This is a genomic window from Halobacillus alkaliphilus, assembly GCF_900113125.1.
GTDB lineage: Bacteria > Bacillota > Bacilli > Bacillales > Halobacillaceae > Halobacillus > Halobacillus alkaliphilus.
On the sequence record NZ_FOOG01000003.1, the window covers coordinates 32,905 to 54,487 of the forward strand.

General features: G+C 39.9%; 21 protein-coding genes. 1 reads left to right on the forward strand and 20 read right to left on the reverse strand.

What is annotated here, in order from left to right; translation table 11 throughout:
- Positions 1-30 precede the first annotated feature (30 nt).
- From BMZ06_RS02795 to BMZ06_RS02870, 16 genes are all read right to left on the reverse strand, one after another.
- Positions 31-900: a CvfB family protein gene (locus BMZ06_RS02795; RefSeq protein WP_089749939.1), complete on the reverse strand. Its 870-nt coding sequence runs from the start codon at positions 898-900 to the stop codon at positions 31-33.
- A 161-nt stretch (positions 901-1,061) separates the two neighbouring features.
- Positions 1,062-1,148, reverse strand: coding sequence for a YjcZ family sporulation protein (locus BMZ06_RS02800; protein ID WP_089749942.1), 87 nt, complete (start codon positions 1,146-1,148; stop codon positions 1,062-1,064).
- 85 nt (positions 1,149-1,233) lie between these two features.
- Positions 1,234-2,238, reverse strand: a complete 1,005-nt coding sequence (locus BMZ06_RS02805) for an LLM class flavin-dependent oxidoreductase (RefSeq protein WP_089749943.1) — start codon at positions 2,236-2,238, stop codon at positions 1,234-1,236.
- Between the two features lie 39 nt (positions 2,239-2,277).
- A complete protein-coding gene (locus BMZ06_RS02810; protein WP_089749945.1) occupies positions 2,278-2,658 on the reverse strand; it encodes a helix-turn-helix transcriptional regulator in 381 nt (126 codons plus the stop codon).
- Positions 2,659-2,829: 171 nt separating this feature from the next.
- Positions 2,830-3,825, reverse strand: a complete 996-nt coding sequence (locus BMZ06_RS02815; RefSeq protein WP_089749947.1) for a zinc-dependent alcohol dehydrogenase family protein — start codon at positions 3,823-3,825, stop codon at positions 2,830-2,832.
- 521 nt (positions 3,826-4,346) lie between these two features.
- Positions 4,347-5,144, reverse strand: coding sequence for a 3D domain-containing protein (locus BMZ06_RS02820; RefSeq protein WP_089749949.1), 798 nt, complete (start codon positions 5,142-5,144; stop codon positions 4,347-4,349).
- Positions 5,145-5,558: 414 nt separating this feature from the next.
- Positions 5,559-7,178 carry an ABC-F family ATP-binding cassette domain-containing protein gene (locus BMZ06_RS02825; RefSeq protein ID WP_089749951.1) on the reverse strand — a complete coding sequence of 540 codons (1,620 nt, stop codon included), beginning with the start codon at positions 7,176-7,178 and terminating at the stop codon, positions 5,559-5,561.
- Between the two features lie 167 nt (positions 7,179-7,345).
- Positions 7,346-8,608: a DUF2252 family protein gene (locus BMZ06_RS02830; protein ID WP_245755937.1), complete on the reverse strand. Its 1,263-nt coding sequence runs from the start codon at positions 8,606-8,608 to the stop codon at positions 7,346-7,348.
- A gap of 98 nt (positions 8,609-8,706) precedes the next feature.
- On the reverse strand, positions 8,707-8,913 hold the full coding sequence (locus BMZ06_RS02835; RefSeq protein WP_014643428.1) for a cold-shock protein: 207 nt from the start codon (positions 8,911-8,913) through the stop codon (positions 8,707-8,709).
- A gap of 75 nt (positions 8,914-8,988) precedes the next feature.
- Entirely contained in the window at positions 8,989-9,189 is a 201-nt protein-coding gene (locus BMZ06_RS02840; RefSeq protein ID WP_014643429.1) for a cold-shock protein, read from the reverse strand.
- Between the two features lie 240 nt (positions 9,190-9,429).
- Entirely contained in the window at positions 9,430-9,933 is a 504-nt protein-coding gene (locus BMZ06_RS02845) for a superoxide dismutase family protein (RefSeq protein ID WP_089749953.1), read from the reverse strand.
- A gap of 232 nt (positions 9,934-10,165) precedes the next feature.
- Positions 10,166-13,759, reverse strand: coding sequence for a dynamin family protein (locus tag BMZ06_RS02850; RefSeq protein WP_175477783.1), 3,594 nt, complete (start codon positions 13,757-13,759; stop codon positions 10,166-10,168).
- Between the two features lie 79 nt (positions 13,760-13,838).
- Positions 13,839-14,879 carry a C45 family autoproteolytic acyltransferase/hydrolase gene (locus tag BMZ06_RS02855; RefSeq protein ID WP_089749957.1) on the reverse strand — a complete coding sequence of 347 codons (1,041 nt, stop codon included), beginning with the start codon at positions 14,877-14,879 and terminating at the stop codon, positions 13,839-13,841.
- Positions 14,880-14,899: 20 nt separating this feature from the next.
- Complete coding sequence (locus BMZ06_RS02860) at positions 14,900-15,733, reverse strand: alpha/beta hydrolase (protein WP_089749959.1); 834 nt, start codon at positions 15,731-15,733, stop codon at positions 14,900-14,902.
- A gap of 13 nt (positions 15,734-15,746) precedes the next feature.
- Positions 15,747-16,619, reverse strand: coding sequence for a gamma-glutamylcyclotransferase family protein (locus tag BMZ06_RS02865; protein WP_089749960.1), 873 nt, complete (start codon positions 16,617-16,619; stop codon positions 15,747-15,749).
- Positions 16,620-16,653: 34 nt separating this feature from the next.
- Positions 16,654-17,595 (reverse strand): P1 family peptidase, encoded by a 942-nt coding sequence (locus tag BMZ06_RS02870; RefSeq protein ID WP_089749962.1) that lies wholly within the window; start codon positions 17,593-17,595, stop codon positions 16,654-16,656.
- Positions 17,596-17,673: 78 nt separating this feature from the next.
- Here BMZ06_RS02870 and BMZ06_RS02875 point away from each other — a divergent pair, with 78 nt between their 5' ends.
- Positions 17,674-17,946, forward strand: a complete 273-nt coding sequence (locus BMZ06_RS02875) for an acylphosphatase (protein ID WP_089749964.1) — start codon at positions 17,674-17,676, stop codon at positions 17,944-17,946.
- A gap of 47 nt (positions 17,947-17,993) precedes the next feature.
- Here the strand turns inward: BMZ06_RS02875 and BMZ06_RS02880 are convergent, their stop codons facing one another.
- The 4 genes from BMZ06_RS02880 to BMZ06_RS02895 form a co-directional block, all read right to left on the reverse strand.
- Positions 17,994-18,734, reverse strand: a complete 741-nt coding sequence (locus BMZ06_RS02880; RefSeq protein WP_089749965.1) for an SDR family oxidoreductase — start codon at positions 18,732-18,734, stop codon at positions 17,994-17,996.
- A gap of 133 nt (positions 18,735-18,867) precedes the next feature.
- Positions 18,868-19,107, reverse strand: coding sequence for a ferredoxin family protein (locus tag BMZ06_RS02885; RefSeq protein ID WP_014643438.1), 240 nt, complete (start codon positions 19,105-19,107; stop codon positions 18,868-18,870).
- 153 nt (positions 19,108-19,260) lie between these two features.
- The gene (locus tag BMZ06_RS02890) at positions 19,261-19,815 is read right to left on the reverse strand and encodes a histidine phosphatase family protein (RefSeq protein WP_014643439.1); all 555 of its coding nucleotides are present in this window, start codon (positions 19,813-19,815) and stop codon (positions 19,261-19,263) included.
- Positions 19,816-19,898: 83 nt separating this feature from the next.
- Positions 19,899-21,494, reverse strand: a complete 1,596-nt coding sequence (locus BMZ06_RS02895) for an amidohydrolase (protein ID WP_089749967.1) — start codon at positions 21,492-21,494, stop codon at positions 19,899-19,901.
- Between the last annotated feature and the right edge of the window lie 89 nt (positions 21,495-21,583).

The following is a 21,583-nucleotide window of genomic DNA, read 5'->3' on the forward strand; positions in this document are numbered from 1 at the left end:
TGTTTTTTAGTTCGGAGTTGCTACTAAGTATTAATCAGAACTATGAAGTAGTCTAGTGGCTCCATTTGTTTGCTCTACTTGATTTTCCTTCATTAATTTGCCCACAGCTCGTTTAAATGCTGATTTGCTGATTTGAAAAGTATCACGTATCTTCTCAGGATCGCTGTTGTCATCTAAATAGACGATGCCATCATTTTCCCTCAGGTAATCGAGAATGACCTCAGCATCTTCTTTTCTGCTTTCTTTCTTAACTGGACGTAAAGATAAGTTAATTGACCCATCATCTTTTACATCAATAACCCTTGCAACTACCGTTTCCCCTAACCTCGGTTCCTCTTTTCTTTCATTCGGATGGATAAATCCTCTATAACCTTCTTCTGTTAATACCGATGACCCAGCTTTTGTTGAGCGGTAGACTCTGCCTTGAGTCTCAGAATTTAAAATAGAAGCGGGCGCCGGCTCTAAATCGTCCCATACTTCCTGTTCTGAAATGGGTTCAGCCAGAAGTCGTCCTTTTTTGTCTAATTCTAAGCTGACGAATAAAAAGTCGCCTTTCACTGGCCAGACTGATTTAAGTAACGGAAGGTCATCCGTTGAAACTAATATTTCTTTATCCTCTAAGCCGATGTTTACGAATACACCCATATTAGGTACCACTTCTTCTACTTCTGCCCATCCATAGGAATCACGGCTTACCTCCGGAATAGTCATGCTTGCTACAGCCTGTCCTTTTTTATTTGTGTATAGAAATACCTTTATAGACTGCTCCAAATCGATTTCCTGATCAACTGCTTCATCGGGCAGTAATATTTCTGTGTCTTTGTATTTTAATATAAATCCATTGGTTATTTTTTTTGATACTGTACAGCTCTGTATCGTTCCAATAAGGGATTGATCCATGGGTATTGTTCGCTCCTTTGTGACGTAATGTACCCCATTATAGCCTAGATAAAAAATTTTTAAAACAAAGATCTCAATAACTTAAACTTTATTTCAGTTGATTAGAACTAGTACATTAGAAATCCATAGAAAAAGTGTGGCATCTGCCACACTTTCATCTATTAATACCACCATGCAGCTCCTACGATAATAAGGAGAATAAACAACACGACGATTAGCGCAAAGCCTCCACCATATCCTCTACTCACATTAATTCCCCCTTTCCCTACTTATATATGCAAAAGCAAGAAGGGTGGTATGGGTGAATGTAGGGGTTTTGTTTATTCTCTCTTACTACCTGGACCTTTTCATTAATTCATTAGCAACCAGTTGATAAGAATGTTTCTTTTTCTCAAAATCAAAAATGTTGGTAATTAATAAAAATTCATTAATACGATATTTATCAGCAAGTCTTTGTAATTGATTCACTACATGTACGGGGTCTCCAATGATGCATCTCCGTCGATTATTGCGTATTTTTTCCCTTTCGATTTCTGTGAAAGTGTATTGATCCACTTCTTCCAGAGAAGGAACTCTTGTCTCAAGGCCTTTTTCAACTTGTAAAAGCCACATATCCTGACTTTTAGCAATCTCTTCAGCTTCTTCTTCTGTATCTGCACAGACAACAAATACACAAGCATTTGCATCGGGTTGTTTGCGAGCTAAGGAAGGCTTAAATTTTTCACGATAGGTCTCCAAGGTCCCGGCGGCATGATCAGGATTTATAAAATGACCGAAAGTAAAACCCGTTCCAAGGAGAGCCGCATGCTTTGCTCCTCGCTCCGTTAAGCCGAGGATCCATATTTCTGGCTGATATGAACTGTCAGGGCGTGCCGTTACACCAAAATAAGAATCTCCCTTTTCCATAGAATGAAATAAAAAATTTTGGAGTTCTTTCACCTGTCGCGAAAAAGAACTTAACGGTTTCTCAAAACCATCCGTCAGCGCCAATCTGGTTTTCTTTCCCCCACCCGGGGATCTCCCCAGACCTAAATCAATCCTGCCGGGATGGAAATTTTCGAGCATTCTAAAATTCTCAGCCACTTTCAACGGACTATACTGCGGAAGCAATACGCCTCCTGATCCTACACGTATAGTATTAGTGGCCTGAGCGATTTGTCCAATCAGTATCTCAGGCGAAGAACTTGCCAGACCATTTGTGCTATGATGCTCAGCAACCCAATAGCGATAGTAGCCCAAATCTTCTGTAAACTTAGCTAGTTCAACAGAGTGCTGTAGAGCTTCATTAGCTGTTTCCCCTTTAGAAATAGGACTCTGATCTAAAACACTGAGCTTCATGATGATCTTCCTTTCAAATGAGCGACAGTTAAGAAGAACTTACTTATATACATCTTTCATGATTTGCTGTAAGATTTGTAACTGCTCCTCAAATAAGAGTTTGTACCGTTTCTTCAAAATATCAAATTCTTCTTTTCCTTTATCAGTCAAGTAATACCAGTACACTTTTTGTCTCTTCTTCTCATGAGATTTATAATCTTCACGTCGGTATAGTAACCCTTCTTCCGTCATCTCGTGAAGAGTATCCAATAATGTAGAAGGTGCAGGTATCCAGTTTTTTGTTAATTTTTTAAACTCTGTTTTAAAATGTTCACTAATCATCGGCTGATGGATTTGAAGTAAGTGCATAATATAAAACTTAGTAAATTGAGCGGCACTCATGTTTAAAGCGAATCGCTTGGGATTATTTTTATGAGACATCCTTATCCACTCCTTATGTATAAGCTTCTTCCTCCATTTTACAATAAAGAGTGGACGGTTTGTCTACTATTACGCACATTCGTTCGGTTTTTATTGATTATTTTTATATTGAATTCGGAGTTGCTACTAAGTTTGAAGTAAGAACAGTTAATTTGAGTTAGATCTTTGTTCTTAATTGAACGAAATTCCGATTTTTCCAAAGTTTTTCGTATCTCTTAAATACTCAAAGGCTTTTTCGTACTCGTCTAATGAAAATACACGATCAAGTTGAGGTTTTATGTCGTTTTTATCAATAAATTGAAGCATCTCCCTCAGCTCTTCCGCGCTGCCCATCGTAGAGCCTAGCAAATTATACTGCCCATAGAAAAATTTACGAATATTTATCTGAATTTGGTCTTCTGTTGTAGCCCCAAAGGTTACAATGGTTCCTCCTTTTCGTATAATATTCAGAGATTTATCGAATGTAGCTTTCCCAATACTTTCTATTAATAAATCAATAGATTCGTTATGAAGTTCTTCATTCCAGTCGCTTTCTGTATGAATGGCTCGATCTGCTCCTAATGTTAAAGCCTCTTGAAGTTTATCTTCAGAACGGGAAGTAACTATAACTCGAGCTCCAATAGCTTTCGCGTATTTCAAGGCGAATGTAAGTACACCGCTTCCAATTCCAGGAAGCATAACGGTTTGATCTTTTTGTAAATTGCCTCGAGTAAATAAAGCTCGATAAGCTGTTAAAGCAGCAAGAGATAAAACTCCAGCTTCTTCAAAGCTTAAATGAGATGGTTTAGCTTCGAAATGGTTTTCGTCACAAGTATAAAACTGCGCAAAGGTTCCGTGATCAGGAAGGCCTACGATCTCAAATCCTTCCGGAGGTGCCGAACTGTTTTTCTGCCAGCCTAAACCTGGATTAACTACAACCTCGTCTCCTATTTGAAATCTGCTTACTTTCTCTCCTACCTCTACAACGGTACCTGCGGCATCGGAGCCTGGAATTAACGCAGGATCCTCTGGCTGGTGTCGTTTAGTAACGACAGCCAGATCACGTCTATTCAACCCGGCTGTATGTACCTTTATTTTTACATCATTCTCTCCCAGAACCTGTTCTTCCATTTCTTTTACTTTTAACCCTTCAATTCCAGCTTCTTGTTCATGTACAATTGCTTTCAATTTCAGCACTCCTTCCAATAAATGATTCTTAACAAGTCTATCAATTAAGTCATGAACTATCCACCACTTACCACTATCACGTCACTTATAAGGGGTTTTGCATGATCTGCACTTTTAGGAGGTAATCTCTTCCTACTCGTTAGCAGCATCTCTATTCTATATATCTAAGAGCTATTTTAAGACCTTAAATTGAGCAATTAGTCCATATGGCTTGTGACACATAGGCTGGTTTGCCGATTTTTATAATGTGTTTACATTCGATTTCTCTTGCTGTTTATTTTCCATTAAAAGAACCTTTCTTTTCACAAGAAAGGTTCTGGTAGGTCTTTACTGATCTTTTAACCATTTGACAGCAGCAATTGAGGTAATTCATTGAAGATAGTGAGACTGTTCCTATCTAACTGCAATTTTATATCCATCATTATGCCTTACGTTAAATGTATAAAAGCCCATCTCTGTACTAGACAGAAATGGGCTTATTTATAGAATAATAGCAATTTCAAAGGGGGAGAAAGCTTTTATTATTCACTTAGGACTTTAACTTGCACAGACTGTCTTCCAAAATCAAGAGCATCTTCACGCTCTGGCATAAAGACATCAATACGGTTGCCATTAATAGCTCCGCCTGTATCTGCTGCAATTGCTTCACCGTAACCCTCTACATATACTTTAGATCCTAGTGGAATTACATCAGGGTCCACTGCAATAACTTTTTGATCAGGATTTGCACGAAGGTCCACGCCTGTAGCAGTAACACCACTGCAACCAGTACAGAACGCAGTGTAAGCTGTAGCTTCTGCGGTAAATTCTTTCACTACGTCACTGCTTGAATCACCAGATTTTTCTGATTTAGATTCAGAAGCTGATTCATTACTTGATGAACCATCATTGTTGGATGAACTGGCTGAAACTTCAGGTTCAGAAGATGCTTGTCCATTCACTTTAAACTTATCTCCTGGGTGAATTAGAGTTGAATCAAGATTGTTCCAATCCATAAGTTCATCTACGCTAATTCCATATTTCTTAGAAATCTTATATAGTGTATCACCGGACTTTACTGTATAAGTGTCATCGTTACTGCTTTTTTCAGAAGAAGATGAACTGACCTCTTTTGATACCGTAAGCTGTTGGTTAGGGTAAATTAAATTTGAATTCAGATCATTCCATGACTTAAGTTGATTTACAGATACATCATATTTTTTTGAGATGCCCCAAAGCGTGTCGCCTTTATCAATTGTATATTCTTCAGCACTCACAGAAGTTGCGAATGCACCTGTTAATGCTACCGTAGCTGCTACTGAGAAAATTTTCTTTTTCATGTAGTTAATGCCTCCTCTAAATGATTCCAAAAAACGAAGTGTTTATTTCACTAACTACAAGACTATCAGAATTTCTATATATTTTAAGAACAAACAGCTAACAGTTTGATTTCAAAGGTAACATACATGTTTCATAGAGATTACAAACCTCTGCATTTTAAATGTATCCCACTGTAATTATGACAAATTCAGCTCTTAACCACGAATGGCAAGATAATTTTCTTTTTCGTCAACACCCAGTTGGTGAAATAACCTGAAGCCCTTTCCCTGCCCTCTTATTCAATTCGCTCTTTTAAATGTTGCGGTTAATTTATAATAAGCAGGTTATTGAACTACTTATATTGACAGATCAATACTCAGATTTAACTGAGCTACCCAAATAAAATAAGCCTGCCAACACTGGCAGGCTTATTATTATTCAGCTAATGCTGCTACTTGCTTCTGGACCTCTGGATCATTTAAATACTCATCATAGCTCATTTCTTTATCTACGATACCATTTGAAGTTATTTCAATAATTCGATTGGCAATCGTTTGAATAAACTCATGGTCGTGAGAAGCAAAGATGACAGAGCCCTTAAAGCGAATCAACCCTTTGTTCAGAGATGTAATGGATTCCAAGTCCAAGTGGTTGGTAGGCTCATCTAAAAGTAACACATTAGCTTTAGATAGCATCATTTTAGACAGCATACAGCGAACTTTTTCTCCACCTGAAAGCACATTAGCTTTTTTCAGAGCTTCTTCTCCGGAGAACAGCATACGACCTAGGAAACTTCTTAAGAACGTTTCTGTTTCATCTTCAGGAGAATATTGACGAAGCCACTCCACCAGGTTCAAATCAGAGCGTTCAAAGAACTTCGAATTTTCTTTAGGGAAATAACTCTGTGAAGTAGTAACTCCCCACTTATAGGTGCCTTCGTCTGGCTCTATTTCTCCCATGAGAATTTGGAACAAAGTAGTCTTTGCGGTTTCATTAGCTCCAACTAATGCCACTTTGTCATCTTTGTTAAGCGTAAAGCTGATGTTATCAAGGACTTTGACGCCATCAATCGTCTTAGATAAGTTCTTTACAGTTAATAAATCGTTCCCTATTTCCCGTTCAGCCGTAAAAGCGATGTACGGATACTTACGGGATGAAGGCTGAATGTCATCAAGTGTAATCTTTTCTAATAATTTTTTACGTGACGTTGCCTGCTTAGATTTCGAGGCATTGGCACTAAACCTGGCGATAAATTCCTTCAAGTCATTAATCTTTTCTTCTTTTTTCTTATTTTGTTCCTCAGCCATTCTTGAGGCCAACTGACTTGATTCATACCAGAAGTCGTAGTTACCTACATAAACCTGGATCTTACCATAATCAAGGTCAGCAATATGAGTACATACATTATTTAAGAAGTGACGGTCGTGAGATACTACGATGACTGTATTTTCAAAATCAATCAAGAAGTCCTCTAACCACTGAATAGCTTTAATATCTAAGTGGTTGGTAGGCTCATCCAGTAAAAGAACATCCGGATTTCCAAATAGGGCTTGCGCAAGCAGGACCTTTACTTTATCCGATGCAGCTAAATCCCTCATCTGTTTTTCATGAAGGTTTTCTTTAATACCAAGTCCTGTCAATAGACGAGCGGCATCTGATTCCGCTTCCCATCCGTTCATCTCGGCAAATTCACCTTCAAGTTCAGCAGCTCGCATACCGTCCTCTTCAGTGAAATCACCTTTCATATAAATAGCATCTTTTTCTTTCATTACTTCGTACAGACGAGTATTACCCATGATCACGGTTTCCAAAACTTGATACTCATCATACTCAAAATGGTTTTGCTTTAAAACAGACAGACGCTGGTTGTTCTTTAAAGAAACTTCGCCAGTCTGTGGTTCGAGCTCTCCACTTAGGATTTTCAGGAAAGTTGACTTTCCTGCGCCATTGGCGCCAATTAATCCATAACAGTTTCCAGGGGTGAACTTTATATTTACGTCTTCAAATAACTTTTGATCGCCGAAACGAAGACTAACATTATTTACATTTAACATTAAAAATCCTCCAGTATTCGAATGTATAACATTAAGACATTATATCATTCATCCAAAAGATATAACAGGTCTCACTTATGATTTAAAATAATCTTGTTCGATCAGCCATTCTTTAAATAGCTCAAAATCATTTTCCACTGTTTCTTTATAATGCCTCGACCATAAACCTAATTGATGGCGAAACAATTTCTGATTAGAGCCAATCGCATTAAGGATGGCCTGTTCGCTATGATAATCCATAATCCCACCCTCGATATCTGCATCTGCACGCGCATGTATTTTTGCACTAATTTGAGCCATTGTTTTAATCGTCTGTGTGAATTTCTTAATTTCTTATAGTCACCCAGATTTTTTTCTCTTAAGTCCTTCGAAAAAGGTGACCTCTCCCGCACATAAAAGTCATGTCCATCCATCCTGAAATATCCTAAATAAGGGTCTGCCTGATGGTGCATGGCTTGCTGAGTATGTGCGACTCTTCTTCCCTGATGTTTGTTATCTTCCCAAAAATGTTCATTATAAGGGAAGAAATAAGCTGGAATCGGAGAGCGAGCCTCTTTGGCTTCTAAAATGATATCATCGTGGTGCACTTCATCCTCTTGTCCTTCTATCAGGATGTAATAGCGCTTGAGGCCTGTCGATCCAATACCTGAACCGTTCTTTTTTACAACATCTTTAATGTTGTAGAATGAATCATTTTTTTTCGTTCCTGGATTTAAAGATGACAGATACTCTTTCCAAGCGGATTCAAGTTTGTCCCTTTCCTGCTTCGAGACAGATGAAAGTTTGTCTTTTCCAATATCAAATGAGCGGATGGAATTATGATCGACTACGGTTTGCTTATCAAGTTCGTGAGAAGCGTGTCTTTCTTCAATTTTTTTCAGGGTTTTCTTAATTGGCCCCTTTGTGTTCTCGGAAGTAAATTGAAGAGATTGTGGATCTTCGTCTCCTTCTTGAAATGCTTCCAGCTGCTTACGGTACTTTTTTAAATACTGATCAACAAGTTCATCTTCCTCTTCATCTGAAAATCCTTGCTTAGATGACATGAGGCGGATACTAACAACCATTCGAAGAATATCGTATAAATAAGATCCTAAATAACCTTCGTCAAAATCATCAACATCGAAAACAATGTCATGGTTTTCATTTAGGAAGGCACTAAAGTTGTCAAAGTGCATGTCTCCCATAATCCATGTGGGTTTATCTTTTGGAGTGTGAAAGGTAAAGGGGAATTCAGTAACATCAAAGAAGAATAAATAAGCACTGCCTCTAAAAAAGCTGTAGGAGTCTTCTCTCATTTTCTGATATTTCTTCTTGCGGCTGGACTGGGATAACTTCATAATACTTCCGTCGAATTGCTCCAGTATCTTGCCCAGTGTGTTTTTTCTGAGTTTTTTCTTAGTTGATAATATATGTTCCAGCTGCGGATCCATATAGCACCCCTCCCATTATGAATTGTTGTCTCTTTTCCCGCTTCACGCTTAATTATAAACAAAAAAACGGCCGCTCGAAAGGCGGCCGCTTCGTTATCTTAATTTTTATAATACAAACTGTTATTCTCAACTACCTGCAGGACTTTATTTTCCTGTTTCATTGGATTGCCGCATTTAGGGCAAAGATTTTCTTCATTTGTTCTGAAGTTATCCCTCATCCAACAGTTACAGTCGTCAGATGTGCAAACCCAAATTTTAGTTTCTTCTTCTTTAATTTCTGCCTGGTTCTTTTTACCGAAAGCCATGTTTGAAGCCTCCTCTAGACATAAAATTATGTAAAAAAGACTGACTCTGAAGCCAGTCTCTTTCTATTTTTTGAATTATAATTTAGTTACGTTTGCAGCTTGTGGTCCGCGGTTACCTTCTGTGATTTCGAATTCCACAGATTGACCTTCTTCTAGAGACTTAAAGCCTTCTTCGTTGATCGCGCTGAAGTGTACGAATACATCGTCTTCTCCTTCAACCTCAATAAAACCAAAACCTTTTTCCGCGTTAAACCACTTCACTGTACCTGTTTTCATAGGAATGGATCCTCCAATATTTCTAAAATTAATATGTGCTTACCATACTGAAAAAATCACATATTATAAAAAGTACCAATAATGCTTGATCACTCTTTATAATAGGTGATTCTTATTAATTGGTAAGCGATATCTCTTATATAGTATATAATACTATGACTCACCGGTTAAGTCAAGTAGTGCTTCTTAACATCCTACACAGTTAAGTATATCCATTTCTGATAAGATTTATTCCATTTTTCATGATATTTCTATTATTCCACATGCAATTCTTTTTCCGGCATTCCCGCTAGGCTGAGATCGATAGTCATCTGGCTGTTGATGAATGATTACTGATTTTCCGATAATATCCTTAACTCTAAACCGGTCTGTAAAGAAAATCATCCGAGATCTCCCTTGATTAGAAAACAATACTGGGAAGTCACCCGCATGGTTTCCATGTGGCTGTTGATCAGGATTCCAATGCCCTCCGGCCGAAGCAAATGGATCTTTTCCTTCTCCTAATTCACAAATTCCTTTTTCATGAATGTGAAATCCATGAGGACCCACCTGTGTTCCATCCTTTAAGGTCTGAAATTCAGGCAGACCTTCCACTTGCACAAAGACCTCAACCCCATATGGCATTTCGTAAAAATACATGGCCCCTTTTAAATCAGGAGCCAGCGGACTGCTCCTAAAAGTTACCTTAGCAGTCTGGGAAGTATAAGCGGATCTGTAAGGTGAGTAGGAATAATACGAATACATACTCTTCGACCTCCTTTGTCCTTATAAATATGATTAAACTAAGGATTTCATGATCGTAAATTCATTTCATCGCTGGGAAATTATTATTATCTTCATACAAATAGGGCCTGAAATAAATTCAGACCCTTTACAGAGATGTGATTTTCAAAGATTCGCTGTGTAAGAAGGAGGAAGAAGTTCTTACACGGAGATATCTTTTCACTTGATCTAGCTTACGAACAAATCGTTCAGATTAGACCAGCTTTTTTATCTGTTCAAACTTTTTCTCTAAAGGCCCAATATCGGCCGGGTGCTCTACACTGTGAATCAGGCTGTGGAAAGAAGCATCAATTTGATGACGCCATTCATGTACATGATCTTCCAGGAGGAATTGCCATTGCTGCTCATAATAATCTTTCATAATTTCATTCGCTTCATCGAGCTGATTTTTTAAGATGGGAGAGATGAGGGCAGCGAATTCATCTTTCATATCCTCTTTTTCATTAAGCTCAAAAAAAGCACGTGGACTTTTGAACATTTTCAATATAGATGAGGATTGCCGCTCATCGATCACAAGCTCTCCATGGAAGGCAGGTAAAGGAACCGAGGTCCATTCCCGGCGTTCCAGTCTAAGGTGCTTTCTTACTTTTTTCAACTCCGCTTCAGATTCCTGTTGTATTTGGTCAATCAAACCTTCCAGAAGACGCTCAATTCTAACCCCCACCGCTTTGAACTCCTGATTCATCTCAAATTCTATTTCCTGAACCAATTCATCACGCGCTGCTCTAAGTTCAGCCTGAATATTTTGATCTTTTCCATTAATGGTGGCCGGATTGAAATGCCGCTTAAAATAATCCGTAAAATTCAGCATCATTCGGTGATGAACATAATAGACCTGTTTGTCTATTTTATTCTTTAGAGATTCTTTTTCTTTCGTGCGGTCGAAGTCTTTTATTACATTAAGAGCTTCCTCATGCTGGGCTTTTGCTTTCTTCAGGAACTGTTTCCGCTCTTTTTCATTGAGTTGGTTATTCTTAATAAACGTGGCGAGTGTCTCTTTTAATTCATTTAGGTTCCGCTCCATAGACTGAGTTAAGACCTCGGCGAGTTCCCCATGCAGAAACTGATTAAACTGAGCTTCAAACGTGTTAATACCGGAGGATAAGCTTTGCTCCCCCTGTTTTTCTCGTAAACCCATCAGACTGGATAGTGAAAAAAGACGCGGCTTTCGAATATCGAAGCGTCCCAGCTGATCGGCTACATATTTTTCTACATGCTTTACTTCCTCTTCTGATGAGGCCAGGTCCACCGCATTTATAATAAAGAACATTTTATCCATAGCGAAACTATCTTTGACACGTCCTAATTGCGTGAGGAAAGATTGATCTGCTTTGGAAAATGGGTGGTTATAGTATGTGACAAACAGGACAGCATCCGCATCCTTGATATATTCAAACGATACATCGGTGTGTCTGGCGTTCACTGAATCCGCTCCCGGCGTATCCACCAGAGTAATTCCTGCCTCCGTAAAAGGGCAATCATAAAAGATTTCCACAGATTCGATAAAACACGATTTAGACTCTTCAGCTACGTACATAGAAAATTCATTCCACGGAATGGAAATGGACTGACCTAAATATTCTTTCATCGAGTCATACCCACTTAAAAAAGCCTCTAAAAATAAAGTGGATTTGTGTTCCAAACGACTCCAATCCTGTAAACTTTCCAATTGCCTTACGTAACCGGAAAGTGATTCACTTCGCAATTCCAACTTTGTAAACATCGGTTGTAAATCATCTAACAGTTCTTCTTCTTTCTTTATAATCGCCTGAATCGAACCATGTGGATTTTCATCGCTGGAAGGCGATATTTTATTGATGGTCGCCGTGGTCGGGTTGGGAGAGGCTGGTAATAGAGTATCTCCAAGAAGAGCATTAGCAAAGGAAGATTTACCAGCACTAAAGGCACCAAATAAAGCTACTGTATAATGTCTGTTACGCAATCGGTCCTGCTTATCCTTCAGCTGATTAAATAACCCGTCAATTCCTTCAACATCCTCTACAATCGATAAAGCCTTCGTAACTCTTTGCAGTGTGGAATCAATAGAGGCATGTCCCTCTGGGAGTGAGGACTCTGAATTCAAACTTTCGTCAAAGTTACTTTCTACAGTCTGTGTCAACAATTCACTTGTAATCTGTTTATGCTGAACGCGTTTTTCCCGCTCCTCCAGATCGTTCTTAATCAAATCCTTATCCATGGAAGAAAGCGTGTCGTTTTTAAGGCTCTTGTACAAATTCTCTCGGTAGGAAGCAAGAGCTTCCTCCATCTCTTCCAGTTCTTCCACAATCTGATCTTTTTCTTCCATAGCCTGGAAAACTGTCTTGTTTTTTTCGTACTCCTTTTTCTTTTCATTTCTTATGTGGTTTTCGATTTGATTCCACCACTGATTCACGAACTGACGCATCTCTTTCTTGATATCATTGGACAACTGATCCGTATACCGAAGAATATAGTGACCGGTGACAGAAGCACCTGGTTCTATCATGTCCTGCAGTTTAGCCTTCTCATAAATAAAATTAAACCGCTGGATTTCATTCAGAAGCTCTTCATCGGTTATCGAAAGCTCTTCCGTAACTTCCAAAAGGCGTTCTTTAAGCGGCCACTTTAAATTTTTTTCAATGCTCTCGAGGACCTGATCATAAAAAGCGGATTCTCTTTCTTCTTTAACTTCCTCCGTCTTTTTTTTAGTGAATAACACCCCCACTTTGAAGCCTTTTTGTCTGGATTCAAGAAATTTTTCTGCTTCATCCCGCAATGAACTCGGCATGAGGTAAGCGTTCGGCATGAATGAGGATACACGCCGCTTAAAAAGGTCCGCAGCTTCTGAAATGACTTGTTCTGTATCTCTGCGATCTTCCTGCGTAAGATGGCTATCTCTCATACCTTTTTCTAAGTGCTCTTTACGATCTTTTAACTCCTGTTCCCGCTGAAAAAATCCATCCGATCGATTATGTACGCTTTTCTCAATAATGGTTTCGCAAGCGTTAATCGCCTGCTCCTGCACCCGAACATAAGAAGAAGAATACAACTGGGTAAACGCTGATTTTAATGATTCATACTCATTCTTCTCATATGAAAAATCCCTTAGAGAGATATAATAAATGGCTTCAGGCTCAATTCCCCGGGAGGAGAACGAATGTTCGACGCTTTGTTTGAAATCTTCAAAGGACAGTTCCGCTTCATTGTGTTTGTCGATTTGATTAATTATTACAGAGAATGGTGTTCCTCGTTCTTGCATCTCCATTAAAAACTTAACATTGACTTCGGATTGAACATGGTTATAATCCATCACATAATACAGAACATCCATCAGATGAAGCGAGGATTCTGTAATCAAACGGTCCGAATCATTCGTCGAATCTACTCCCGGAGTATCCAATACGGTAACATGCTCAGGCAGGCCGCAGTCAGGCCGGCTGATCACCACCCTTGATATATCATTGCCATTCTTACACAAGGCCTGTATAGTTTCAAAATCCGTTTCCCCTTCATACTTTTCCGGAAGATCATGATGGAAATAAGTCATGGTATAAGGTTCACCAGCGGTAATTTCCACAATATTAGCGCTAGTTGGAATGGGGCTCGAAGGCAGCATTTGTTTATCCAGCAAATGATTAATTAACGTGGATTTACCAGCGGAAAAATGCCCACCAAACCCTACCATTACTTTTTCATGAATTAATTTATCGATTACATCCAGAACCTTCTCACTCTGAGCAGGATCTTCCGTTTTTAAGTATTGATAGAGATTCTGTAATTGCGTTACGGTCTCTCTCGTTGCTGTCATGCAATTTTCCCCTTTTTGTGTATAGTGTATCATGATATTACTTCGATGGAGTATTATTCACAAGATCATTCAAAGAAATTCATCCGTCGATATAAGGAAGTGGTTCTTTGGTATCTAACTGCCCGAGAACTCGTTTAATCGGTGACCTGTTCCTTTTCATCCAATCGCTCAGACTGAATTTGACAGGAGTACTATCTCCACCAAGTCCGAAAAGCATAGATAGAGACTCAGGGTAATAACACGCCGTATGGATGGTACCTGACCATTGACTGTACCGCTTCGAAAATATCGGCTGGGTGGTATCATTCAAATAGTTAAAAGCTTCCCTTCCTGTGGAAATTTGGTTATTTCCTTGTCTTAGCCTAAGGAGACGGGAATGCGATTCATCCACATGGCGGCGATTTTCCTGAGGCAGAACTTCGAAATGATTGGTGCATACACTTTCCTCCCGAATACGAACCCCTCTGGGCGAACCTTCTACAATTCTTGAATCACCGCTCTTATCATAGATGACATAATTAAAGGAATGACGGTGGGGAAGCTCTCTTAACCAATCAACCGCTTCCTCAGTCGTTTTACAATTTTCCAGTAAAATTCTTGTTAAAAGACAACAGATCACACCGTCTCCTGGTTTGATTCGATTAACAAAATTGTACCCTACGCAAAGACCGTATTCATTCATTCCATCCGTTCTCCCGATGATACGTTGAGACGGGCCAATCAAAGCAGGCCCTTCTGAAGGTTGAAATATGACGAAACGTCCTTCATAGGTTTTCGGGTGATAATCGTAGTTACGGGCAAAGAAGTTTTCTTTAGCCATAATGGAGCATCCTGAGCGAACCCAGTCCTGCTGCCAGCCGCTGAATTCATGAACGACCTCCTCAAGGGGCCATCCTAAACCAGCTGAAAGCCCTTCTAATTCAGCCCACAGCCCGCTTGAATATTTCATAAAAAAAGCTTTGGCTTCCTTGTGATTAACCCTGTATTTACGAATGGATTTGGTTCTTCGGTTTCGGTATTTAGTAAGCAGCGGATTTCCTTGTAGCTGCTCGGCCTGATAACGTCCGAATGCATAATGACTTCCCTTAAACTGAATAACGTCTGAATAAATCTGTTTCATCCTTTTTTCTCCTTGAGCTCCTATCCCTTAAGCCACTCCCTAATAGAGGTGTGAAAGGCGGGATCGTGCAGAATATGGTTATGATCAGTGTCTTTAACAATTGTCATGTTCATCCCAAACGTATTTTCATACCATTCGCTTAAACGCTCCGGATGAACTACTTCATCATGCTCTCCTACATAGGTACGTACTCGGTCTTCCATTCCGCGAAATAAATCTGCTGGCACTTTCTCGAGAAAGCGGGACATCAACAAACGGAAGCTGAGCGATAGCCTTCCTGAATGATGGAATTCATCCGGGATTTGAGCAACAGTCCAATTCAAAATCCGCTTCACCCCTAATTTGTGCAATACCATTAGAGTTCCTGCCTTTTTCTGATACACAACATAGTCTACATCTGTAGAAGGTTTAAATTGATCCGTAGCATCATTACGGTAAACAGAAAGAGTGGGATGGAAAAAAGGAGAAATAAATAAGTAATGATCAGATGCCTTAGGATTTCTATGAATCAACCTTAACAAATTAGCACAGCCCATCGAGTGACCAACTAATAAAATTTGATCATATCCTTTTTTCTTAACAAAATGGATGAAGTCAAATAAATCATCATCAAACTGCTCCATATAAGAAAGGTCCCCGCGAGAGTTCAATTGATCATACCCTCTCAATATCGGTAAAAATACATCGGCTTCTAATTCCAGTGATTCAGCAAATTTTTCCTGGTGGTTCAACTCAGCGGTAATTCCATGGATTAGGATCACAGCTCGATTTTTGGGTCTGTCTTTTTCAAAAGAGACATAATGTAAATGGGAAAAATCTCTCGCCGTATACATTTTCCAGTTCGTTTTTACCATCCCTTGATCTCCTCTATTCCATTTGCTGGAGGTATTTTGTAAATTCATTCACAGGGAGCTCGTGCTGAAGGCGCTGCTCCAATCGCTCCATATAATTCTTACTTAGATAAAAACGTCCTCCGCGATGGATCTCTCTTGCATAATGCAGGGGAGGAGTAAGACTTTCCTTTTTGTGAATAACGGTAAACGAAAGAGCTTCTACCACAGGGCCATTATGAAGAGTCACTTCAACTACTACCGGTCTGTAGACATGGTTGGATACACCTTCCCGGCGAAATAAATAATCAAGAGCTTCCCCCGTAATTTTATAAACCACTCCCTCTACTGAGTCTCCGCTTCTCTCGATAATATCTGCTCGCCCGCCATCAGCACGATGATAAGAAAAGCCCAGATGATATCCTTGCAGCTCAGCTCCACCTTCAATTTCCTGAAATAAGTTCTGAACACCACTTTTATAGAACCGCTCATGGTCCATACATGATCCGAAAGCGAAATAATAATAAGATTCCTTCTTTAATAATTGTTCCACCTTCCAGTCTTGGTGAAGAACAGGTTTTCCTTCCGGTGGATGGGGATAGTAATAAACGTACGCAGAATAACTCTTCTGCTGGGTATGAACATCTGACATTTCTCGTTTAAATAGTGAATCTGGATCTTTCTCACGATATCCTTCCAGTCGATCCAACTGTTGTAACATTTCTTCATTAATTTCGTACAATTCCCCATAAGCAAGAGAAGCTTCATTTTTTATTAAGAGGGGGTAATAAGAAGATCCTGAATAAAGCTCGCCGCTCGTCCAGGCTTGTTCGGATATAAGTGAAGCTCCTTCGAGGAAATGATGATTTTGTTCATTTTTGCGTAATGATCCATAAACAAACGCGTACAAATTCCTGCCTCCTTGTTTCTACATTAACTCAAATTCAACGATCATTAATAGCTTGAGCACCTTGAATGGCACGAAGTACAGCCTGCTCTACCACATGAGCAGCTAAACTTGAAAGACCATTTAGATCCACTTCTACTTCATTTGTAGTTAATGTAAATAAAGTGTCTCCATCTACAAATGTATGAGAAGGACGTATGGTTCTTGCAAGTCCATCGTGAGCAAGGGCAGCTATTTTATTAGCTTGTGGTTTGGTCAATTTAGCATTAGTTATAACAGATCCTATTGTTGTATTTCCACTAAATCGGTTTGTGTCTGTCTTTTCTATGGATTGAATCAACACATTCTCCGTTCCTAAGAAGCGCCCTTCCTTCTGAACGCCCGCAACGATTTGTCCTGTTTCCGGATCAATGACGTCCCCAAAGCTGTTCACAGCTACGACAGCTCCAATTTTCAAACTTCCTGCCTGAACTGCATAACTGCCTACTCCGCCTTTCATGGCATGATCTGGTCCCAGAACTTTCCCTACCGTTGCGCCTGCACCCGCTCCTTCAGCACCCTCCTTAAAAGGAATAGGGTCAAAAGCGTTTGTACAGGCCTGATAACCCATATTCCGGTCCGGTCGAACCGCTGGGTCACCTGTATGAAGATCAAAGAGAATCGCACCAGGGACAATTGGCACTCGTGCGACCTGCACGTCAAAGCCAATACCACGCTCCTCAAGAAATTGCATAACGCCCGCTCCCACATCCAGCCCGTAAGCACTTCCTCCTGAAAGAAACACAGCGTGTACTTCCTCCACCAGGTTTTCAGAACGAAGCAGGTCTGTTTCTCTAGTTCCAGGTGAGCCCCCGCGAACATCTACTCCTCCCTTTGCCCCTCTCTCACAAATAATAACGGTGCAGCCTGTATTCGCATGAGGGTCTGTAGCCTGACCGATGCGGAAACCTTCTATATCCATTAAATCGATCTTTTTCATATCTTTCGCCCCTTTTAGTTTTTATGTAGTAAAGAATGGGGAAAACTTCAATATACCAAATGCAGGAGGTGCTTCTAAATGGAAAGAAATCATTTAATTGTTCATGGCAGAGTACAGGGGGTAGGCTTTCGTGCCTCGGCTAAGCAAATTGCAGACCAGCTTGATATAACAGGCTGGGCTAAAAACAAGCCAGATGGAACAGTGGAAATTGATGCTGAAGGCGAAGGCCGCCAACTGAAACAATTCATAGATAAAATAAATGAAGGTCCTACACCCTTTGCCAAAGTTGAAGCTTTAGATATTACCGAGAAAGAAGTAACTAATAGTTATGATAGCTTTCGTACGACTTAATAATCTTGACCGCAGGATATCCTGCGGTCAAGGTTATTTATTTCTTATTATTTTTTGTGCATTGGCCTTACAATAACCTCATTTACATTGACGTTAGAAGGCTGTGTTGCCGCATAAGCAACAGCGCGTGCAATGTCATTCGCTTCCAGCGGATCCATGCTGCGGTCTTTGAACATATCAAGTACTTCACCATCTGTGATATGTTCGGTCAATTCTGTATCTACCGCTCCCGGTGAAATGTTTGTCACTCGTACTCCCGAGCGTGACAATTCTTTTTCCATCCCCATGGAAAGAGCGCGAACTGCATATTTCGTTGCACTATAAACCGTACTAGAAGGAAAGACTTCATGGCCCGCCACGGAAGATACATTAATTATATGTCCAGCATCCTGATCCAGCATAACAGGGAGAGAGGCATGAATGCCGAACAGTACTCCTTTAATGTTCACATCAACCATTTGCTCCCACTCATCAACATGGTCATTTTTTAAGAAAGATAAAAGCATGACGCCGGCATTATTAACAAGGATATCGACGCTTCCGAATTGATCCTTCGTTTCTTTTACAAGCTGCTCTACATCTTCTTTTTTGGTGACGTCCGTTTCCACTACTTTAGCTTCTACATTATAGGACTCTGTAATTTCATTCGCTAATTCCTGCAATTTCTCAGCTCGTCGTGCTGCAAGCACCACATTGGCACCTGTGTCAGCAAGATGATGGGCGATAGCTTTTCCTATTCCACTGCTTGCCCCTGTAATGATCGCTACCTTATTGTTTAATTTAGTCATAGTATTCCCTCCTATTAAAAGCTTCTCATGATATTTACCCTTTTTAATTCAATCTTATTCATACCCCGGACGATCAAAAAGGCGTGAACTATAAAAAACCGTCTCTATTTCTAGAGACGGTTTTAAGTATGAATTATTGTTCCTCAAAGAACTTACGATTCAACTCGATGTATTTGTTTTCTTCTTCTGGTACTTCATCCTCTATATAAATAGCTTCAACCGGACATACGGCTTCACAGGCGCCACAGTCGATGCAAATGTCAGGATCAATGTAAAACATATCTTTACCTTCTTCTATACAATCTACAGGACACACATCCACGCATTCCCCGGCTTTTTCATCTTTACAAGGGGATGTAATAACAAATGCCATAGATATTCTCCTCCTTCTAGTTGTTAAGTGTGTTTAAATAACTATTCACGTTAACTAGTTTCGATAAACACTAAATTCTATGATAACGACTATAGTATAAATTAGCAATTACTTCCGCTAAAATTCGACTAAATTGAGCAAAATTCCTGGTAGCTAGTAATTCTCCTGCCAGATTCGCTCTACCATATATTCTCCCCCCTGCTTTTGCACTAAGAACATATCAGGGTTCGATAAACGTTTCCATTCATAAAAACCGATCTCCCGGTTATACTTTTGCAGCAGCAAAGCAAGAAGGTTGCCGTGGGTTACAAGCAGCACATTCCCACAATCCTCTTGTTCAAGCTCATCTACAAGGGAGAGGATTCTCTTTTTAGCTTCCTGAGATGACTCGCCGCCTGAGAATTTTAATTCAGGATCTTTAAACGTATCATGCAGGACTTCTTCCCAATCATCCAGGGGTTCATGGCTTAGGATTCGCTCCTCTAGACGCTCATCCGTTTTTATGGACAATCCTTTACTTAAGGCAAAAGGCTTAATTGTTTCTATCGCTCGTAAGAAAGGGCTTGAAATAATATGATCAATTTCGTAACCGGATTGATCAAGAAAATTAGCTAACACCTGAGCCTGGCGGACCCCTGATTTTGTCAGCGGGGAATCCTCGTGCTGCCCTTCTGTTTCACTATGGCGTACTAAAATCAATTTGTCCATTTTCTCCATCCTCCCCTTAAATTAACCTTATCCTTATTATCGCTGATGGGAGGAGTGTTGACAAGGAAGCTCAGGAGAAAATGTCACTTTTTATACACTCTTTTCCCTCTATACCAAGTTTCTACAACTTCTATAGTATTAAGTTCTTCTACAGCAACCTCTTTGGGGTGCCGGTCTAATAGAACAAAGTCAGCCTGGTAATCAGCTTCTATTCTACCCTTTTCTCTCTCTCTGTATTCAAGTTCTGCAGGAGTATTGTAAAAACCCGAGAATGAGGCGTCCACCGAAAGTTTTTCCTGCGGCATCCACCCTCCAGGCGGCTGACCCTCCAGGTCCATCCGGTTCACAGCGGTGTAAATAGATACGAGCGGATTAATAGCACCAATCGGAAGATCAGAGCTGAGTGTAATCGGAATTTGGGCTTTATATAAACTTTGAAAAGCATCGCAATAAGGAACAAGTTCTTCAGGCATCCACTTTTCCTTTTTATCCCATTCTCCTAACAAGAAAGATGGCTGCGTTTCAATATAAGGTTTTAAATTCGTTAATCGTTGGAGCAGATCAGGAGCAAGTGTCTGTGCATGAATGATTCGATGTCTGCGATTGCTTGTATCCACTCCATCCTGTTCAAGTGCTTCGATGGCTTGTTCTACTGCCCTGTCACCAATGGCGTGCATAGCTACCTGCATGTTGTTTTCGGAAGCCGTTCTCACCATGTCGTTTAACTCTGACTGGGAATAAATTAATGTTCCTTGAGTCTCTGGAGCTTCAGGGTACGGATTTCTCATGGCTGCTGTGAACAAACGCTGCGTGCCGTCTAGAAAGATTTTAACAGCACCGACTTTTACCTGATCTGTTCCATCTCCCGTTCGCATAGTGCTTCTATTTAAATAATTATGAAGATCATTTATATTGAAAATATAATGGTGGAGTTGTACATCAATCAGGAGCTTACCTTCCTGTTCTAATTCAGTATAAGCCTGCCATAGTTTCTCATAAGAACCGATAAAATTAATGTCGTCACTATGGACGGAAGTAACACCCACTTCACTTAAGTAAGGTACTGCAGCCGTTATGGCTTCTTTCGCATCGTCTACCGAACGCCCCCAAAAATGGTGCTTAATGTAATGGACGGCAGTGTCTTTAAAACGTCCGGTCCAGTTACCTTGATCATCTTTTTCCTTAAATTCTTCCGGTTCCTTTTCAAATCCTTTATCGTTTCTAAGTAAATCCATGGCCTGCTCACTAATAACACATTCATGTCCATCCTGATGCATGAAATAAATATAAGAGTTTACCTGTATTTCACTTAAGTCCTTGGCTGTAAGTAAATAATCAATATCATCGAATTGATCATCATTAAAACCTTTTCCGAAAATCCAATCATATTCTTGCATCTCATCATAATGATTTTCCACAAGATTCTTCATTTCTCGCCAGCTGGTTACCTCTGTTAAATCCAATTCTTTTTTTAATAGGCCAAATCTCAATAGGTGCATATGGCTGTCGTTAAAAGAAGGGGCTAGTACCTTCCCCTCTCCATCTATGACATTTTTGTCTCCTTCATAAGGGCTTTCATAAATGGCCGCGATTTTATCTTCTTCGACGTCTACAGCATATCGGGTATCTTCATCGTATTGGGATGATGGCTGGTAAATCCTGATATTATCAATTACCATATTCATTGCTCCTTTATACCTAATATTCTATATCCATACCTTCCCCATTTACTGCGCAATAAACATTAAAAACCGACAGCGCGATAGCA

Excerpts from the sequence above, each read along its gene's own strand:
- BMZ06_RS02870 (WP_089749962.1), bottom strand. The coding sequence starts at position 17,595 with ATGAAAAAGATCGATTTAATGGATATAGAAGGTTTCCGCATCGGTCAG.
- BMZ06_RS02855 (WP_089749957.1), bottom strand. The coding sequence starts at position 14,879 with ATGAAACAGATTTATTCAGACGTTATTCAGTTTAAGGGAAGTCATTAT.
- BMZ06_RS02880 (WP_089749965.1), bottom strand. The coding sequence starts at position 18,734 with ATGACTAAATTAAACAATAAGGTAGCGATCATTACAGGGGCAAGCAGT.
- BMZ06_RS02840 (WP_014643429.1), bottom strand. The coding sequence starts at position 9,189 with ATGAAAACAGGTACAGTGAAGTGGTTTAACGCGGAAAAAGGTTTTGGT.
- BMZ06_RS02895 (WP_089749967.1), bottom strand. The coding sequence starts at position 21,494 with ATGGTAATTGATAATATCAGGATTTACCAGCCATCATCCCAATACGAT.
- BMZ06_RS02835 (WP_014643428.1), bottom strand. The coding sequence starts at position 8,913 with ATGGCTTTCGGTAAAAAGAACCAGGCAGAAATTAAAGAAGAAGAAACT.
- BMZ06_RS02805 (WP_089749943.1), bottom strand. The coding sequence starts at position 2,238 with ATGAAGCTCAGTGTTTTAGATCAGAGTCCTATTTCTAAAGGGGAAACA.
- BMZ06_RS02795 (WP_089749939.1), bottom strand. The coding sequence starts at position 900 with ATGGATCAATCCCTTATTGGAACGATACAGAGCTGTACAGTATCAAAA.
- BMZ06_RS02820 (WP_089749949.1), bottom strand. The coding sequence starts at position 5,144 with ATGAAAAAGAAAATTTTCTCAGTAGCAGCTACGGTAGCATTAACAGGT.
- BMZ06_RS02875 (WP_089749964.1), top strand. The coding sequence starts at position 17,674 with ATGGAAAGAAATCATTTAATTGTTCATGGCAGAGTACAGGGGGTAGGC.
- BMZ06_RS02830 (WP_245755937.1), bottom strand. The coding sequence starts at position 8,608 with ATGGATCCGCAGCTGGAACATATATTATCAACTAAGAAAAAACTCAGA.
- BMZ06_RS02810 (WP_089749945.1), bottom strand. The coding sequence starts at position 2,658 with ATGTCTCATAAAAATAATCCCAAGCGATTCGCTTTAAACATGAGTGCC.
- BMZ06_RS02885 (WP_014643438.1), bottom strand. The coding sequence starts at position 19,107 with ATGGCATTTGTTATTACATCCCCTTGTAAAGATGAAAAAGCCGGGGAA.
- BMZ06_RS02860 (WP_089749959.1), bottom strand. The coding sequence starts at position 15,733 with ATGGTAAAAACGAACTGGAAAATGTATACGGCGAGAGATTTTTCCCAT.
- BMZ06_RS02825 (WP_089749951.1), bottom strand. The coding sequence starts at position 7,178 with ATGTTAAATGTAAATAATGTTAGTCTTCGTTTCGGCGATCAAAAGTTA.
- BMZ06_RS02845 (WP_089749953.1), bottom strand. The coding sequence starts at position 9,933 with ATGTATTCGTATTATTCCTACTCACCTTACAGATCCGCTTATACTTCC.
- BMZ06_RS02850 (WP_175477783.1), bottom strand. The coding sequence starts at position 13,759 with ATGACAGCAACGAGAGAGACCGTAACGCAATTACAGAATCTCTATCAA.
- BMZ06_RS02890 (WP_014643439.1), bottom strand. The coding sequence starts at position 19,815 with ATGGACAAATTGATTTTAGTACGCCATAGTGAAACAGAAGGGCAGCAC.